This window comes from Flavobacterium bizetiae (assembly GCF_902804475.1).
Classification (GTDB): domain Bacteria; phylum Bacteroidota; class Bacteroidia; order Flavobacteriales; family Flavobacteriaceae; genus Flavobacterium; species Flavobacterium bizetiae.
Map to the genome: position 1 here is coordinate 17,561 of NZ_CADCSU010000059.1, position 17,905 is coordinate 35,465.

The 17,905-nt window shown below is 35.5% G+C and carries 13 protein-coding genes and 2 tRNA genes; 2 read left to right on the forward strand and 13 right to left on the reverse strand.

The features are described from left to right. Positions 1-102: 102 nt before the first annotated feature. Positions 103-1,545 (forward strand): alpha-amylase, encoded by a 1,443-nt coding sequence (locus FLACOL7796_RS05940; RefSeq protein WP_173969911.1) that lies wholly within the window; start codon positions 103-105, stop codon positions 1,543-1,545. A 148-nt stretch (positions 1,546-1,693) separates the two neighbouring features. Further along, positions 1,694-3,283 (forward strand): peptide chain release factor 3, encoded by a 1,590-nt coding sequence (locus tag FLACOL7796_RS05945; RefSeq protein ID WP_173969912.1) that lies wholly within the window; start codon positions 1,694-1,696, stop codon positions 3,281-3,283. An 84-nt stretch (positions 3,284-3,367) separates the two neighbouring features. Here FLACOL7796_RS05945 and FLACOL7796_RS05950 read toward each other — a convergent pair whose 3' ends face one another. From FLACOL7796_RS05950 to FLACOL7796_RS06010, 13 genes are all read right to left on the reverse strand, one after another. Beyond that, positions 3,368-4,099, reverse strand: a complete 732-nt coding sequence (locus tag FLACOL7796_RS05950) for a hypothetical protein (protein WP_173969913.1) — start codon at positions 4,097-4,099, stop codon at positions 3,368-3,370. Positions 4,100-4,472: 373 nt separating this feature from the next. Continuing rightward, entirely contained in the window at positions 4,473-4,781 is a 309-nt protein-coding gene (locus FLACOL7796_RS05955; protein ID WP_173969914.1) for a DUF3467 domain-containing protein, read from the reverse strand. 11 nt (positions 4,782-4,792) lie between these two features. Next, positions 4,793-9,103 carry a DNA-directed RNA polymerase subunit beta' gene (rpoC, locus tag FLACOL7796_RS05960; RefSeq protein ID WP_173969915.1) on the reverse strand — a complete coding sequence of 1,437 codons (4,311 nt, stop codon included), beginning with the start codon at positions 9,101-9,103 and terminating at the stop codon, positions 4,793-4,795. Between the two features lie 259 nt (positions 9,104-9,362). Then, positions 9,363-13,175: a DNA-directed RNA polymerase subunit beta gene (rpoB, locus tag FLACOL7796_RS05965; RefSeq protein WP_173969916.1), complete on the reverse strand. Its 3,813-nt coding sequence runs from the start codon at positions 13,173-13,175 to the stop codon at positions 9,363-9,365. A 264-nt stretch (positions 13,176-13,439) separates the two neighbouring features. Continuing rightward, positions 13,440-13,811 (reverse strand): 50S ribosomal protein L7/L12, encoded by a 372-nt coding sequence (rplL, locus tag FLACOL7796_RS05970; RefSeq protein WP_007807437.1) that lies wholly within the window; start codon positions 13,809-13,811, stop codon positions 13,440-13,442. A 91-nt stretch (positions 13,812-13,902) separates the two neighbouring features. After that, entirely contained in the window at positions 13,903-14,406 is a 504-nt protein-coding gene (gene rplJ, locus FLACOL7796_RS05975) for a 50S ribosomal protein L10 (protein WP_041517376.1), read from the reverse strand. 22 nt (positions 14,407-14,428) lie between these two features. Next, positions 14,429-15,118 carry a 50S ribosomal protein L1 gene (rplA, locus tag FLACOL7796_RS05980; protein ID WP_055094620.1) on the reverse strand — a complete coding sequence of 230 codons (690 nt, stop codon included), beginning with the start codon at positions 15,116-15,118 and terminating at the stop codon, positions 14,429-14,431. Between the two features lie 13 nt (positions 15,119-15,131). Then, complete coding sequence (gene rplK, locus FLACOL7796_RS05985; protein WP_007807442.1) at positions 15,132-15,569, reverse strand: 50S ribosomal protein L11; 438 nt, start codon at positions 15,567-15,569, stop codon at positions 15,132-15,134. Between the two features lie 67 nt (positions 15,570-15,636). After that, positions 15,637-16,188: a transcription termination/antitermination protein NusG gene (gene nusG, locus FLACOL7796_RS05990; protein WP_029273444.1), complete on the reverse strand. Its 552-nt coding sequence runs from the start codon at positions 16,186-16,188 to the stop codon at positions 15,637-15,639. 10 nt (positions 16,189-16,198) lie between these two features. Further along, the gene (secE, locus tag FLACOL7796_RS05995; RefSeq protein ID WP_041517377.1) at positions 16,199-16,396 is read right to left on the reverse strand and encodes a preprotein translocase subunit SecE; all 198 of its coding nucleotides are present in this window, start codon (positions 16,394-16,396) and stop codon (positions 16,199-16,201) included. Positions 16,397-16,414: 18 nt separating this feature from the next. Further along, positions 16,415-16,485: transfer RNA gene (locus FLACOL7796_RS06000), tRNA-Trp, on the reverse strand. A 59-nt stretch (positions 16,486-16,544) separates the two neighbouring features. Beyond that, on the reverse strand, positions 16,545-17,732 hold the full coding sequence (gene tuf, locus FLACOL7796_RS06005) for an elongation factor Tu (RefSeq protein WP_031456758.1): 1,188 nt from the start codon (positions 17,730-17,732) through the stop codon (positions 16,545-16,547). Positions 17,733-17,787: 55 nt separating this feature from the next. Continuing rightward, a tRNA-Thr gene (locus FLACOL7796_RS06010) sits at positions 17,788-17,859 on the reverse strand. Between the last annotated feature and the right edge of the window lie 46 nt (positions 17,860-17,905).

Sequence of the window (17,905 nt, forward strand, 5' to 3'; positions counted from 1 at the left end):
ATTGATAATTATTAAGTATTAAAATTACGAATAGCCACTACAAAATACTTAATAAATATCAAATTATAAACTTTATTATCTAACCTAAACCAAATCTACATTATGAAAAAACCTATTGTAAAAATTTATTTACTTGCCGCAATTACTACTTTCTTGTATTCTTGCTCGCAAAATGAAACAAATGAATTAGACCCAAAAGCTGATAGTCAGCAATTTGAAATTATTAATGTAACGCATCATGACGGAAAACCTTTTAGTACAGGAACTTCGAATTCGTCATCTACAGGAAAATATGTAGACAATCCTGGCGGCGGCGTAATGATGCAGGCTTTTTATTGGGATGTTCCTGCGGGAGGAAATTGGTGGAATACTATAAGCAGTAAAGTTACCGCATGGTCGAATGCAGGAATTGGATCGATTTGGCTTCCGCCAGCTTCTAAAGCGCAAAATGGTGCTTTTTCTATGGGATATGATCCAACTGATTATTTTGATTTTGGAGATTATAACCAAAATGGTTCTGTTGAAACCCGCTTTGGTTCAAAAACCGAATTGGTAAGTTTGATTACTAATGCCCATGCCGAAAACATGAAAGTGTATGCCGATATTGTGATCAATCATAATAGCGGCGGACAATCTGAAGCGAATCCGTTTACAGGAACCAATACCTGGACAAATTTTAGCGGAGTTGCTTCAGGAAAATTTACCCGTAATTATAATGACTTTTATAAAAATAGCTACGGTAACAATGACGAAGGCGCTTTTGGTGGCTTCCCTGATTTATGCCATGCAAATCCTCACGTACAGGATTGGTTATGGTTACGAGCTGACGGAGTGGGTAAATATTATAAAAACACTATGAAATTTGATGGCTGGAGATTTGATTACGTAAAAGGATTTGGTGCATGGGTTGTAAATGCATGGAATGCGAATGTAGGTGGTTTCTCGGTTGGTGAATTATGGGATTCGAATGTAAACGTATTAAATGACTGGGCTAATAATGCCAACAGCTCTGTTTTTGATTTTGCTTGTTATTATAAAATGAATGACGCTTTCGACGGAAATAATCTTGCCTTACTAAACGACGACATGATGTGGAAAAGAAATCCGTACAAAGCGGTAACCTTTGTTACGAATCATGATACTGATGAAATTTACAGCAAAATGCTTGCTTACTCGTATATATTAACTCACGAAGGATATCCAACAATATTTTACAGAGATTACGAAGAATGGCTGGATAAAAACAAACTGAACAATCTTATCTGGATTCACAACAACAAAGCGACTGGTACAACTTCGATTTTATATTCTGATAATGATGAATATGTAGCGCGAAGAAACGGATATAACGGAAACCCTGGATTAGTTGTTTACATTAATAACTCTGATACTTGGCAGGAAAGATGGATTCAGACCAATTGGGCCAATACTCAAATTAAAGATTTTACAGGAAACTCAACCTGGTATCCAACGACTCAGGCAGACAAATGGGTAAAAATACAATGTCCTCCAAAAGGATATTCAATTTGGTCAATTAATCAGTAATTTTAAAATGACTATCTAAGGCTGTTGCAAAACAGCCTTATTTTTTTTCTAAAGAGAATCTTCACCTAAAAAGACTTCCTAATTTAAGAAGTGAATATTTTTATTAAGCCGTAATTAATAGTACTTTTGCAACCTATTTATACGAAATATGAGCTTTTTAAAAGAAATACAACGCAGAAGAACATTTGGAATTATATCGCATCCTGATGCCGGTAAAACAACTTTAACAGAGAAGTTACTGTTATTTGGAGGTGCAATTCAGGAAGCTGGAGCTGTAAAAAACAATAAAATTAAAAAAGGAGCAACGAGTGATTTCATGGAAATCGAACGCCAAAGAGGTATTTCGGTTTCGACATCTGTACTTGCTTTTAATTATAAAGAGAAAAAAATCAACATTCTTGATACTCCGGGACACAAGGATTTTGCCGAAGATACTTTTAGAACTTTAACGGCTGTTGACAGCGTTATTGTGGTAATCGACGTTGCAAAAGGGGTTGAGGAACAAACAGAAAAATTAGTAGCTGTTTGTAGAATGCGTAACATTCCGATGATTGTTTTCATCAACAAATTAGACCGTGAAGGAAAAGATGCTTTTGACTTAATGGATGAAGTAGAACAAAAATTGGGTCTAACGGTTACTCCTTTAAGTTTCCCAATTGGTATGGGTTATGACTTTCAGGGAATTTATAATTTATGGGAGCAAAACATTAATATTTTTAGCGGAGACAGCCGTAAAAATATTGAAGAGACAATTGCTTTTTCAGACGTTCAAAGTCCTGAATTAGAAAAAATAATTGGGCCAAAACCAGCGGATAGATTACGTGAAGAATTAGAATTAATTGATGAAGTATATCCAAAATTTGACCGTCAGGATTATCTGGACGGAAAATTACAACCTGTATTTTTTGGTTCAGCTTTAAATAACTTTGGAGTTCGCGAATTGTTAGATTGTTTCGTTACGATCGCTCCGTCTCCGAGACCAAAAGATTCTGAAACTCGTTTGGTAGATCCTACTGAAGAAAAAATGACTGGATTTGTGTTTAAAATCCACGCCAATATGGATCCTAAACACAGAGACCGTTTGGCTTTTATTAAAATTGTTTCAGGAACTTTCGAAAGAAACAAACCTTACTACCACGTTCGTCAAAAGAAAAATTTAAAATTTTCTAGTCCGAATGCCTTTTTCGCTGAGAAAAAAGAAATCGTAGATATTTCGTATCCAGGTGATATTGTAGGTCTGCACGATACAGGAAACTTTAAAATTGGTGATACTTTAACCGAAGGTGAAGTAATGAGCTTTAAAGGTATTCCTAGTTTCTCTCCGGAGCACTTTAGATACATCAATAATGCTGATCCTATGAAAGCCAAACAACTAGATAAAGGTATCGATCAGTTGATGGATGAAGGTGTGGCTCAGTTGTTTACTTTAGAAATGAACAACCGTAAAGTAATCGGAACTGTTGGAGCGCTTCAATATGAGGTTATTCAATATCGTTTAGAACATGAATATGGCGCAAAATGTACCTATGAAAACTTCCCGGTTCATAAAGCGTGTTGGGTAAAACCTGATGATGCTAAAAATGATGAATTTAAAGAATTCAAGCGTATTAAACAGAAATTCCTGGCTCATGATAAATACGGTCAATTGGTATTTTTAGCTGATTCTGACTTTACGATTCAAATGACTCAAAATAAATATCCAAGCGTGAAGTTATTTTTTACTTCAGAATTTGATTAATATTTCCTTTAAAGGAAAAACATACAAGAAAGGCTGTCTAAAGTAATTTCGACAGCCTTTTTTATTTTCATCAATTTAAAAATACTATTTATAGTTAATTCCTAATCCTCCGGCAATCATAATTCTGGTAAGTTCTCCTTCTGCAATAATTATATCTCTTTGTAATACTTTATTAGTAACTGACTCGATAGCAAAAGGTATTTCTTTTGAAAGATAATAATCGTCTCCGGTAATAGTAATGATAAGGGTTTTATCGCTTTTGAAAACTTTTACAGGAATAGAAAATTCTCCGGTTTTAGCATTTATTCTAAATGTTTTTTCTGAACCATTAATTGAAAGAGTCAGATTTGGATACATTTTACGATCAAATGGTTTATGTGTTATGTCCTCTAGCAATTTTCCCTTCACTGTTATCAATAATTCCTGTCTAACAATATTGTTCTGCGCAACTTTCCCCACTAAATAATGACTAGGTTTTGGACAATTTATTTCAGTTTTAATAGGTGTTTTTTCTTGTCCGGAAACATTTGAAGCTAATAAAATTGATGCGGCTACTGCGGCGTATTTCAGGTTATTAATTTTGGACGTTTCATTATGTTCAAACTCCTGGTCTAATTGTGTTACCCTCAAACGTGCACAAATATTGGTATCTTTTGTTTCTGCAATAAATTTAGCCACTTCAGAATTCGATTTTTTGCTTAAATCGATTACATTTTTAGCACATGAATTACAAAATGAACCTGTTGCATTGGGAATCATTTTATTAAAATTTTCAGAACAAGGATTTGCTATCTCTAAGGTGAATTTCTTTTTCATATTGTACTTTTTTAAGTTAAGATCTTTTTGCAGATGCTTATTACTTATATAGAGTACATTTATAATAAAAAGGTTGGGAAGAACATAAAATTATTTTCTGTTTTGAATTTTAATCATTTCAAAATCAGAAGAATCAGGGCATAAAAAAAGCGCTAATGTATCATTAGCGCTTTTTTTTAATTTGAATTAATGCAACCTTAATAGTTTATTATATCCAACAAATTAATCCCTTTTATAAGGAGAAACCAATTTAGAATAATAAATCGCGAAAAAGAAATTTAGCCGACGAAAGTAATATTAAATCGGTTAAACTACATTGTTTGATTTATTTCCAGAAATAAAAAAGCCCCATTAAAAATGGGGCTTTAACAATTTATGCTTGTCCTGCCGGACCAAAATTAAGCGGTATTGGTGCTTGTTCCGTCTCTTTGATTTCGCCATGAGCGCTTTCAAAACGATGAATATTTTCTCCAATTGCTTTTAATAATCTTTTAGCATGTTGTGGTGTCAGGACAATTCTTGACTTTACTTTGGCTTTAGGAATACCAGGCATAATACTCACAAAATCTAAAACAAATTCTGATGATGAGTGATTGATAATTGCCAGATTAGAATAAATTCCTTCTGCGACAGTTTCGTCTAACTCAATATTAATTTGTTCTTGTTGGTTCGAATTACTCATAGTTTCCTAATTTAATAGATATACTCTTCTTTATTAGCCATCATTTCATTGTAATCGTCTTTAGATCCTACGATAGTGTTATCGTATTCTCTCATACCAGTTCCTGCAGGAATTCTGTGTCCAACAATTACATTTTCTTTCAATCCTTCTAAATCATCTACTTTACCAGCTACAGCAGCTTCGTTAAGTACTTTCGTTGTCTCCTGGAATGAAGCCGCAGAGATGAATGATTTAGTTTGTAACGAAGCTCTTGTAATACCTTGTAGAACTGGCGTTGCAGTTGCAGTAATTACGTCTCTTGCTACAACAAGATTTTTATCATTTCGTTTCAACAATGAGTTTTCATCACGTAGTTCACGAGGAGAAATAATCTGACCTGGTTTCAGTACAGCAGAATCTCCTGAATCTTCAACTACTTTCATACCGTATAATTTATCATTTTGAACGATAAAGTCTTTAGTGTGAATCAATTGATCTTCTAGGAATAATGTATCTCCTGGATCCTGAACTCTTACTTTACGCATCATTTGACGAATAACTACCTCAAAGTGCTTGTCATTAATTTTTACCCCTTGTAAACGGTATACCTCTTGAATTTCATTTACCAAGTACTGTTGAACAGCAGCTGGTCCTTGAATTCTTAAGATGTCATCTGGTGTAATTGCACCGTCAGACAATGGCACTCCTGCTCTTACAAAGTCATTTTCCTGTACTAAGATTTGGCTAGAAAGTTTAACTAAATACTTTTTAATCTCACCAAATTTAGATTCGATAACAATTTCACGGTTACCTCTTTTGATTTTTCCAAAAGATACAACACCGTCAATTTCAGAAACAACCGCTGGGTTAGAAGGGTTACGAGCCTCAAGCAACTCCGTAATTCTTGGTAAACCTCCCGTGATATCGCCTGCTTTAGAAGAACGACGTGGGATTTTTACTAATACTTTACCTGCTTTAATTTTCTCACCGTTCTCAACCATAAGGTGAGCTCCTACTGGTAAGTTATAGGAACGAATTAATTCACCTTCTTTACCGTAAACCAATAAAGTTGGAATTAATTTTTTATTTCTTGCCTCAGAAATTACTTTTTCCTGGAATCCTGTTTGCTCATCGATTTCAACCATGAACGATTGTCCTTGCTCTAAATCCTCGTAAGCAATCTTACCAGTAAATTCAGAAACAATTACACCATTATATGGATCCCATTTACAGATCACAGATCCTTTAGTAACTACTTCACCGTCCTTAACGAAAATACTAGATCCGTAAGGAATATTGTGTGTATTTAAGACAATTCCAGTTTTCTCATCAACTAATTTTAATTCAGTTGAACGTGATACTACGATATCTACCGCATTACCTTCACTATCTTCACCTTTTACAGTTTTTAAATCTTCAATCTCAAGTCTACCGTTGAATCTTGTAACAATACTAGACTCTTCAGAAATACCTCCGGCAACCCCTCCAACGTGGAACGTACGAAGTGTTAACTGTGTACCTGGTTCTCCAATAGACTGAGCTGCAATAACTCCTACAGCTTCACCTCTTTGTGTCATCTTACCAGTAGCTAAGTTTCTACCGTAACATTTAGCACAAATACCTTTTAAAGCCTCACAAGTTAATGGAGATCTAACCTCTACTCTTTCAATCGGAGAAGCTTCGATAACTCTCATGATTGCTTCAGTAATTTGTTGTCCAGATTCAACCAGAACTTCATTAGTAAGAGGATTAATAACATCTTGCAATGCAACACGTCCTAAAATTCTTTCTCCTAAAGATTCAACAATTTCCTCATTTTTCTTCAAAGCAGAAACTTCAACACCTCTTAATGTTCCACAATCTTCAATGTTCACAATAACATCTTGAGAAACGTCATGAAGCCTTCTTGTTAAGTATCCGGCATCGGCAGTTTTAAGAGCCGTATCCGCAAGTCCTTTACGAGCACCGTGAGTAGAAATGAAGTACTCAAGGATCGAAAGACCTTCCTTAAAGTTAGAAAGAATCGGGTTTTCAATAATCTCACCACCACCGGCAGTAGATTTTTTAGGCTTAGCCATCAAACCACGCATACCCGTTAACTGACGAATCTGTTCCTTAGAACCCCTCGCCCCAGAGTCAAGCATCATATATACAGAGTTGAAACCTTGTTGGTCTTCTCTAATATTTTTCATTGCTAATTCTGTTAACTGAGCATTTGCAGAAGTCCATACGTCAATAACTTGGTTGTAACGCTCGTTATTGGTAATAAGACCCATGTTATAATTCACAGAAATACCTTCAACTTGCTCTCTGGCATCTGCAATTAATTTAGTTTTTTGTTCTGGAATTCTAATATCACCAAGAGAGAATGATAAACCTCCTCTAAATGCGAATTTATACCCCATATCTTTCATATTGTCCAAGAAAGCTGCCGTTGTAGGTACATCAGTCACACTTAAAATGTGTCCAATAATATCTCTAAGGTTTTTCTTAGTCAATACATCATTGATATATCCAGCTGCTTCAGGTACTACTTCGTTAAATAATACACGTCCTGCAGTTGTTTGAATAATTTTGAACACTAATTCTCCAGCGTCATTAAAATCTTTTGCTCTAATTTTCACACGAGCATTCAATTCTAATCTTCCTTCGTTTAATGCAATATTTACTTCTTCAGCAGAATAAAATGTTAAGTCTTGACCTAAAATAATGTGTTCTGGTGTAGAGATACGTTCTTTGGTCATATAATATAGACCCAAGACCATATCCTGAGAAGGTACAGTAATTGGAGCACCGTTTGCAGGGTTCAAGATATTGTGAGAAGCCAACATTAACAATTGTGCCTCTAAAATAGCCTCTGGTCCTAATGGCAAGTGAACTGCCATCTGATCCCCATCAAAATCGGCGTTGAAAGCCGTACATACTAATGGGTGCAATTGGATCGCTTTTCCTTCAATTAATTTTGGCTGGAAAGCTTGAATACCAAGTCTGTGTAACGTAGGAGCACGGTTAAGTAATACTGGGTGACCTTTAATTACATTTTCAAGGATATCCCAAACTACAGGCTCTTTTTTGTCTATGATTTTCTTAGCAGATTTTACCGTTTTAACAATACCTCTTTCAATCAATTTACGGATAACGAAAGGTTTGTATAATTCAGATGCCATATCTTTTGGCAATCCACATTCGAATAATTTTAATTCAGGACCAACAACAATTACCGAACGAGCAGAATAATCCACACGTTTTCCAAGTAAGTTTTGACGGAAACGTCCTTGCTTACCTTTTAAGGAATCAGATAATGATTTTAATGGTCTGTTAGATTCTGTTTTAACAGCAGAAGCTTTACGAGTGTTATCAAATAATGAATCTACAGATTCCTGTAACATACGTTTTTCGTTTCTTAAGATAACTTCAGGAGCTTTAATCTCCATTAATCTTTTCAAACGGTTGTTACGGATGATTACACGACGGTATAAGTCATTTAAATCTGAAGTTGCAAAACGACCTCCATCAAGTGGCACAAGCGGACGTAATTCTGGTGGAATAACAGGAACCACTTTCATAATCATCCACTCAGGACGGTTTTCGCGGTTTAAGTTAGACTCACGGAAAGACTCAACAACTTGTAATCTTTTTAAAGCTTCAGTTTTACGTTGTTTAGATGTTTCGTTATTAGCACTGTGTCTCAATTGGTAAGACAACTCATCTAAGTCGATACGAGCTAATAAATCCATAATACACTCTGCTCCCATTTTGGCAACAAATTTATTAGGATCTAAATCATCTAAATATTGATTTTCTTGCGGAAGAGTATCTAAAATATTCAAATATTCTTCTTCAGTTAAGAAATCTAATCTTTGTAAAGATTCTCCATCTGCATTTTTAGCAATACCAGCCTGAATTACTACATATCTTTCGTAGTAAATGATCATATCTAATTTCTTAGATGGAAGACCAAGGATATAACCAATTTTGTTTGGAAGAGAACGGAAGTACCAGATATGAGCAATTGGCACAACAAGGTTGATGTGTCCTACTCTGTCACGACGTACTTTTTTCTCCGTAACTTCAACACCACAACGGTCACAGATGATACCTTTGTAACGAATTCTTTTATATTTACCACAAGCACATTCAAAATCCTTAACAGGTCCGAAGATTCTTTCACAGAAAAGTCCGTCACGCTCTGGTTTGTGAGTTCTGTAGTTGATAGTTTCTGGTTTCAAAACCTCTCCTCTTGATTCTTTCAAGATAGATTCAGGTGAAGCCAATCCAATTGAAATTTTATTAAATCTTTTAACTGGATTTTTATCTTTATTATTATTTCTATTATTCATCATAGTTTTTACTATTGATTTATCTGCAATTAAAAATTGATTTTAACTTGTAATTTACCTTACTAAAGGTTAATTTACTAAGTCGCTACCTCGGATTACTTCTCTAAACTTCAAACTAAATTTTGAAGTGCTAATTATAAAACTTTTCAGGTTTAAATAAAAAATCGGAACGGGTTACGGGTATAAATCCTAAAAACTTTTATAAATGAGTAATCAGCTTTCGGATATTGCTATCCGAAAACTGAAAACTACCTAATACTTATTATTCTTCTAAACGAATGTCAAGTCCAAGACCTTTCAATTCATGCATTAATACATTGAATGATTCTGGCAATCCTGGTTCTGGCATAGACTCTCCCTTAACGATAGCCTCGTAAGTTTTAGCTCTACCAATAACGTCATCCGATTTAACTGTTAAGATCTCACGAAGAGTACTTGATGCTCCATAAGCCTCAAGTGCCCAAACCTCCATCTCTCCAAAACGCTGACCTCCAAATTGAGCTTTACCTCCAAGTGGTTGTTGAGTGATCAACGAGTATGGTCCGATAGAACGTGCGTGCATCTTATCATCAACCATGTGTCCTAATTTAAGCATGTAAATTACACCCACAGTTGCAGCTTGATGGAAACGCTCTCCAGTACCACCATCATAAAGGTGTGTATGTCCGAAACGTGGTACTCCAGCCTCATCAGTCAAAGCATTGATTTGATCTAAAGATGCACCGTCAAAAATTGGAGTAGCAAATTTTCTACCCAAGTTCATACCAGCCCATCCAAGAACAGTTTCATAAATCTGACCAATGTTCATACGTGAAGGTACCCCAAGTGGATTCAATACGATATCTACTGGTGTTCCGTCTTCAAGGAAAGGCATATCTTCATGACGAACGATTCTTGCAACAATACCTTTGTTACCGTGACGTCCTGCCATTTTATCCCCTACTTTCAGTTTACGTTTTTTAGCGATATAAATTTTCGCTAATTTTAAGATTCCAGATGGTAATTCATCTCCAACTGTAATAGTGAATTTTTCTCTTCTTAAAGATCCTTGTAAGTCATTCAGCTTAATTTTATAGTTATGAATTAAATCATTAACCATTTTATTAGTAGCGTCATCAGCAACCCATTGACCTTTGCTTAAGTGAGCAAAATCTTCTACTGCGTAAAGCATTTTTTGAGTATATTTTTTACCTTTTGGTAAAACTTCTTCACCCAAATCATTCATTACACCCTGAGATGTTTTTCCGTTAACGATCAGGAATAATTTCTCCACCAATCTGTCTTTTAATTCAACAAATTTAGTTTCGAATTCCATTTCTAAAGCGCCTAAAGCATCTTTATCCTGAGTACGTTTACGTTTATCTTTTACGGCTCTTGCAAATAACTTTTTGTCAAGAACTACACCGTGTAAAGATGGAGAAGCTTTCAATGAAGCATCTTTTACATCACCTGCTTTATCCCCGAAGATTGCACGAAGCAATTTCTCCTCTGGAGTAGGATCTGATTCTCCTTTTGGTGTAATTTTTCCGATTAGAATGTCGCCAGGTTTAACCTCTGCTCCAATTCTGATCATACCGTTTTCATCTAAATCTTTAGTAGCTTCTTCAGAAACGTTAGGAATATCGTTTGTTAACTCTTCATTTCCTAACTTAGTATCTCTAACCTCTAATGAATAATCATCAACGTGGATAGAAGTAAAAATATCATCACGAACTACTTTTTCAGAAATTACAATCGCATCCTCAAAGTTATACCCTTTCCATGGCATGAACGCAACTTTTAAGTTTCTACCTAAAGCTAATTCACCATTTTGAGTAGCATATCCTTCTGATAATACCTGACCAAGAACCACTCTGTCACCTTTTCTTACGATTGGTTTCAAGTTGATACTTGTTCCCTGATTGGTTTTTCTAAATTTAATTAAGTTGTATGTTTTTTCATCAGCATCAAAACTTACCATTCTTTCTTCTTCAGTACGGTCGTATTTGATAGTAATGATGTTAGCATCAACATATTCTACAGTTCCATCTCCTTCAGCATTAATCAATACTCTAGAATCTGAAGCTACCTGACGCTCTAAACCTGTACCAACAATTGGTGCTTCGGGACGGATCAAAGGAACCGCCTGACGCATCATGTTCGATCCCATCAAGGCTCTATTCGCATCATCATGTTCCAAGAAAGGAATCAATGAAGCCGAAATCGAAGCAATCTGGTTAGGAGCAACGTCTGTATAATGTACAACAGATGGTTCAACAACCGGGAAGTCACCCTCCTCACGAGCAATAACATTTGTTGCTGTGATTTTTCCAGTCTCATCCATTTCAATGTTTGCCTGAGCAATCATTTTTCCTTCTTCTTCTTCTGCACTTAAGTAAATTGGAGTACTTTCTAAATCAACTACACCATTAGTTACTTTACGGTATGGAGTTTCGATGAATCCCATTCCGTTAACTTTTGCATAAACACCAAGAGATGAAATCAAACCAATGTTTGGTCCCTCTGGAGTTTCAATCGGACATAAACGACCATAGTGTGTATAGTGAACGTCACGAACCTCAAATCCAGCTCTCTCTCTCGAAAGTCCACCAGGTCCAAGGGCAGAAAGTCTTCTTTTGTGCGTAATCTCAGCTAATGGATTGGTTTGATCCATAAATTGAGATAACTGGTTAGTACCAAAGAAAGAGTTGATAACCGATGATAATGTTTTAGCATTAATCAAATCGATTGGTGTAAACACCTCGTTATCTCTAACGTTCATTCTCTCACGAATAGTTCTAGCCATACGTGCTAAACCAACACCGAATTGTTGAGACAATTGTTCTCCAACTGTTCTAACACGACGGTTTGATAAGTGATCAATATCATCAATCTCTGCTTTAGAGTTGATCAACTCGATCAAATATTTTACAATGGTAATGATATCTTCTTTGGTAAGCACTTGCTTCTCCATTGGGATATCTAAACCAAGTTTTTTGTTCATTCTATAACGACCAACTTCACCTAAGTTATAACGTTGATCAGAGAAGAACAATTTATCTATAATACCACGAGCAGTTTCCTCATCAGGCGGTTCAGCGTTACGCAACTGACGGTAAATGTGCTCTACAGCTTCTTTTTCAGAGTTTGTTGGATCTTTTTGTAATGTATTGTGGATAATAGCATAATCTGCCTGGTTATTATCCTCTTTGTGTAACAAAATAGATTTAACGTTAGAATCGATGATTTCTTCAACATTATCTTTGTCGATAATTGTATCACGATCAAGGATGATTTCGTTACGTTCGATAGAAACTACCTCACCGGTATCTTCATCAACGAAATCCTCGTGCCAAGTGTTCAATACACGTGCAGCAAGTCTTCTTCCAATATATTTTTTAATACCTGTTTTAGAAACTTTGATTTCTTCAGCAAGGTCGAAAATTTCAAGGATATCCTTATCTCTTTCGAATCCAATAGCACGGAATAAAGTTGTAACCGGTAATTTTTTCTTTCTATCGATATAAGCATACATTACGCTGTTGATATCTGTAGAAAATTCTATCCAAGAACCTTTGAAAGGAATTACTCTGGCAGAATAAAGTTTTGTTCCATTTGCGTGGAATGATTGACCAAAGAAAACTCCTGGAGAACGGTGTAGTTGAGATACTACTACACGCTCAGCACCATTGATAACAAAAGTACCGCTTGGAGTCATATAAGGTATTGTTCCAAGGTAAACGTCTTGTACAATAGTTTCAAAATCTTCGTGTTCTGGATCTGTACAGTATAGTTTTAACCTGGCTTTTAAAGGCACACTATAAGTAAGACCTCTCTCTATACATTCTTGAATTGTATAACGTGGCGGATCAACAAAATAATCTAGGAATTCCAATACAAAGTTATTTCTTGTATCTGTAATTGGGAAATTTTCCATGAAGGTGTTGTATAACCCTTCGTTGCCTCTTTCGTCAGATTTCGTTTCTAATTGAAAGAAATCTTTAAAAGATTTAACCTGAACATCTAGAAAATCTGGATAGTCAGGGATATTTTTTGTAGAGGCAAAATTCAATCTTTCAGTCTGATTTGTTATCATCAATGGACAAAATTTTGATTAAAAAAAAGTAATTTTTTTTGTGTGAAACACACTGTTTAATCTATACTTTCTTATTATAATCAATACATCTTTAAAAATAAACCAGTAAAACAGTTCAATTTTTTTTCTTCGTATTGATCAAAAACTTTTTCGTATTTTAAACTATTTGATAATAAAACTTGATATATTTTATTATACGAAAAATGGTTTAGGCCATTGAGCGTTCACTCAAGACCTAAACCTAGTTCTTAAAACTGAGTTGAATTATTTAAGCTCAACTACAGCTCCAGCTTCTTCTAATGATTTTTTAAGACCTTCAGCCTCTTCTTTAGAAACACCTTCTTTAACGTTGCTTGGAGCACCGTCAACTACATCTTTAGCTTCTTTCAAACCTAAACCTGTAAGTTCTTTTACTAATTTCACAACTGCTAATTTAGAAGCACCAGCTTCTTTTAATACAACTGTAAATTCAGTTTGTGCTTCTTCAGCAGCACCTTCTCCACCACCAGCAGCAACTACTACAGCTGCAGCAGCAGGCTCGATACCATACTCGTCTTTTAATATTGTTGCTAATTCGTTAACTTCTTTAACTGTTAAGTTAACTAATTGTTCTGCGAATTGTTTCAAATCTGCCATTTTTTCTATCGTTTAAAATGATTTGTAAAATATAATTTATTTATTGTGCGCTAATTAAGCTACCAGGAAAATCAATTCCTCGTACGAATTATTATGCTTCAGCTTCTTCTTCGCTACCAGCGAATTTGTTTTGTAAAGCTGAAATAATTCTTTGTGCTGGTGACTGCAATAATCCAATAAGTTCTCCAAGAAGTTCTTCTTTAGATTTAATAGTTGCTAATGCATCTAATTGATCATCTCCAATGTAAACTTCAGAATTAATATAAGCTCCTTTTAATACAGGTTTAGCCGATTTTTTTCTGAAATCTTTAATAATTTTTCCAGGTGCATTTGCAACATCTGAAATAAATATAGCACTGTTACCTGTCAATACTGAAGGTAAATCACCATAGTCATTAGCAGAAGCTTCCATTGCTTTTGCAAGCAAAGTGTTTTTTACAACCTCTAATTTAATACCTGCTTTAAAGCAAGCTCTTCTCAAGTTTGAAGTTGTTTCTGCGTTTAATCCAGAAATATCAGATACATAAATAATATTTGTACCAGCTAACTGTGCAGTTAAATCTTCAATCGCGATTGATTTTTCTTCTCTAGTCATACTAAAAATTATTAACTACCAATTATACTGCTTTAGGGTCCAATGCAATTGCAGGACTCATAGTGCTTGTAAGGTGAATACCTTTAATGTAGGTACCTTTAGCAGCAGTTGGTTTAAGTTTGATTAATGTTTGAATAATTTCGTGTGCATTGTCATAAATTTGCTCAGCTCCAAAAGAAACTTTACCAATTCCTGCATGTACGATACCAGTTTTATCAACTTTAAAGTCAATTTTACCAGCTTTAACCTCTTGAACAGCTTTTGCAACATCCATAGTTACAGTACCTGTTTTAGGGTTTGGCATTAAACCTCTAGGTCCTAAAATACGACCTAATGGACCTAATTTACCCATAACAGCTGGCATAGTGATGATAACATCAACATCTGTCCAACCATCTTTAATTTTTTGTAAATAATCGTCAAGACCTACATAATCAGCTCCAGCCTCTTTAGCTTCTGCTTCTTTATCCGGAGTAACTAATGCTAATACTTTAACGTCTTTACCTGTTCCGTGAGGTAATGTAACTACACCTCTAACCATTTGATTCGCTTTTCTTGGATCTACACCCAAACGAACTGCGATATCAACAGACTCATCAAATTTTGCAGAAGCTATAACTTTAATTAATGCAGCTGCATCTTTTAAAGAGTATAGTTTGTTCTTTTCAATTTTTGAAGCAGCCTCTTTTTGCTTTTTTGTTAATTTTGCCATTTCTTTCTCTTAATTAAAAAGGAGCATCTCCTGATACAGTTATACCCATAGATCTAGCAGTTCCAGCGATCATGCTCATTGCAGATTCGATTGTGAATGCATTTAAATCTACCATTTTATCTTCAGCGATTGCTTTGATAACGTCCCAAGTAACGCTAGCTACTTTTTTACGATTTGGTTCACCTGATCCAGACTTTAGCTTTGCAGCTTCCAATAATTGGACAGCAGCTGGAGGAGTTTTTACAACAAAATCAAATGATTTGTCTTTATACACAGTAATTTGTACTGGGCATATTTTGCCAGGTTTATCTTGTGTTCTAGCATTGAATTGCTTACAGAACTCCATGATATTAACCCCAGCAGCTCCTAAAGCAGGTCCAACCGGTGGCGACGGATTCGCAGCACCTCCCTTAACTTGTAGTTTAACTACCTTACTAATTTCTTTAGCCATTTTTTAAAAAATTTAACACCCTAATCATTGGAAGCGATTACGGTGGTTATTATAGATGTAACAAAAATTATACTTTTTCAACTTGCATAAAACTCAATTCTAATGGAGTTTTTCTTCCGAAAATCTTCACCATAACTTCAAGTTTACGCTTTTCTTCATTGATTTTTTCAACTGTTCCGTTAAAGCCATTGAAAGGACCATCGATCACTTTAACAGTTTCTCCTAAGTTGAAAGGAATAGCACGAGTATCTGTATTTACAGCTAACTCATCTACTTTACCTAACATTCTATTTACTTCAGAAAGCCTCAAAGGAACAGGTTCTCCGCCTTTGATCTCACCTAAAAATCCAATTACACTAGTAATAGACTTAATAATATGAGGTATCTCACCAACTAAATTGGCTTCGATCATAACATATCCAGGGAAATAAACTTTATCCTTAGACATTTTCTTTCCTTCTTTTACAGTAACTACTTTTTCTGTAGGTACTAAAACTTGGGAAACATAATCACCCATACCTAATCTGGCAATCTCAGTTTCGATATAAGCTTTGACTTTATTCTCTTGTCCGCTTACAGCTCTAACTACGTACCATTTTTTCACATTATTATCTGCCATCACAAAAAAATTATCCTTTTAACCAGTTAAAAAATCCAGCCAAAGCTTTTGCAAAAAATTCGTCTACTCCCCAAGTTGCCAAGGCGAATAAAACCGAAAATACAGCCACAACAATTGTCAATTTTTGAACCTCAGCCCAAGCAGGCCAAGTAACATTTGACTTTAACTCTTCGAAAGCCTCTGATAAATAATTAGTAACTTTTGTCATTTGATATATTTTTTATTGCACGGGCGGAGGGATTCGAACCCCCATCAACGGTTTTGGAGACCGCTATTCTACCCTTGAACTACGCCCGTAATTAAAGCCAGTGACTTCAGTTAAGAAAATCAACTGGCTTTTAAAAATTTTTATAGGATTATCCTACGATTTCAGTTACCTGACCTGCACCTACAGTTCTACCACCTTCACGGATAGCGAAACGTAAACCTACGCTCATAGCGATTGGGCTTAATAAAGCAACATTGATAGTCAAGTTATCTCCTGGCATTACCATCTCTACTCCTTCTGGTAAAGTAATAACTCCTGTTACGTCAGTTGTACGTACGTAGAACTGTGGACGGTAGTTATTATGGAATGGAGTATGACGTCCACCTTCTTCTTTTTTCAAGATATAAACCTCAGCTTTGAAAGTAGCGTGTGGTTTTACTGATCCTGGCTTAATGATAACCATTCCTCTTTTGATAGATTCTTTATCAATACCTCTTAACAATAAACCTACGTTATCTCCAGCTTCACCTCTATCAAGGATTTTACGGAACATCTCAACTCCTGTAATAGTAGAAGTTAATTTATCAGCTCCCATACCAATGATTTCAACTGGATCTCCTGTATTAGCAATACCTGTTTCGATACGACCTGTAGCAACAGTTCCACGACCAGTAATTGTAAATACATCTTCAACCGGCATCAAGAATGGTTTAGCTACGTCACGCACTGGCTCTTCGATCCAAGCATCAACAGCTTCCATTAATTCAATGATTTTTGGTACCCAAGCAGGATCGTTATTCAATCCTCCTAAAGCAGAACCTTGAACTACAGGACCATTATCTCCATCATATTCGTAGAAAGATAATAAATCTCTAATTTCCATTTCAACAAGCTCTAACAATTCAGCATCATCAACCATATCCACTTTGTTCATGAAAACAACGATTCTTGGAATACCTACCTGACGACCTAAAAGGATGTGCTCACGAGTTTGTGGCATTGGACCATCTGTAGCAGCAACTACTAAGATAGCTCCGTCCATTTGAGCTGCACCAGTAACCATGTTCTTTACGTAATCCGCGTGACCTGGACAGTCAACGTGAGCGTAGTGACGGTTAGCTGTTTCATACTCTACGTGTGATGTATTAATAGTAATACCTCTTTCTTTCTCCTCTGGAGCGTTATCGATTTGATCAAACGATTTTGCTTGACAGTAACCAGCATCAGACAATACTTTTGTAATTGCTGCAGTTAATGTAGTTTTTCCGTGATCCACGTGTCCAATTGTACCTATGTTTAAGTGCGGTTTGGAACGATTAAAATTCTCCTTTGCCATTTTACTTAATTTTTAATCTTAGTTATATATTAATTTTCAATTTCCTACTTACTTGAGCCAACTACGGGAATTGAACCCGTGACCTCTTCCTTACCAAGGAAGCACTCTACCTCTGAGCTAAGTCGGCAGAGAGTTCTGATTTAGATTGTATTTTATAGATTTTAGATTTAAAA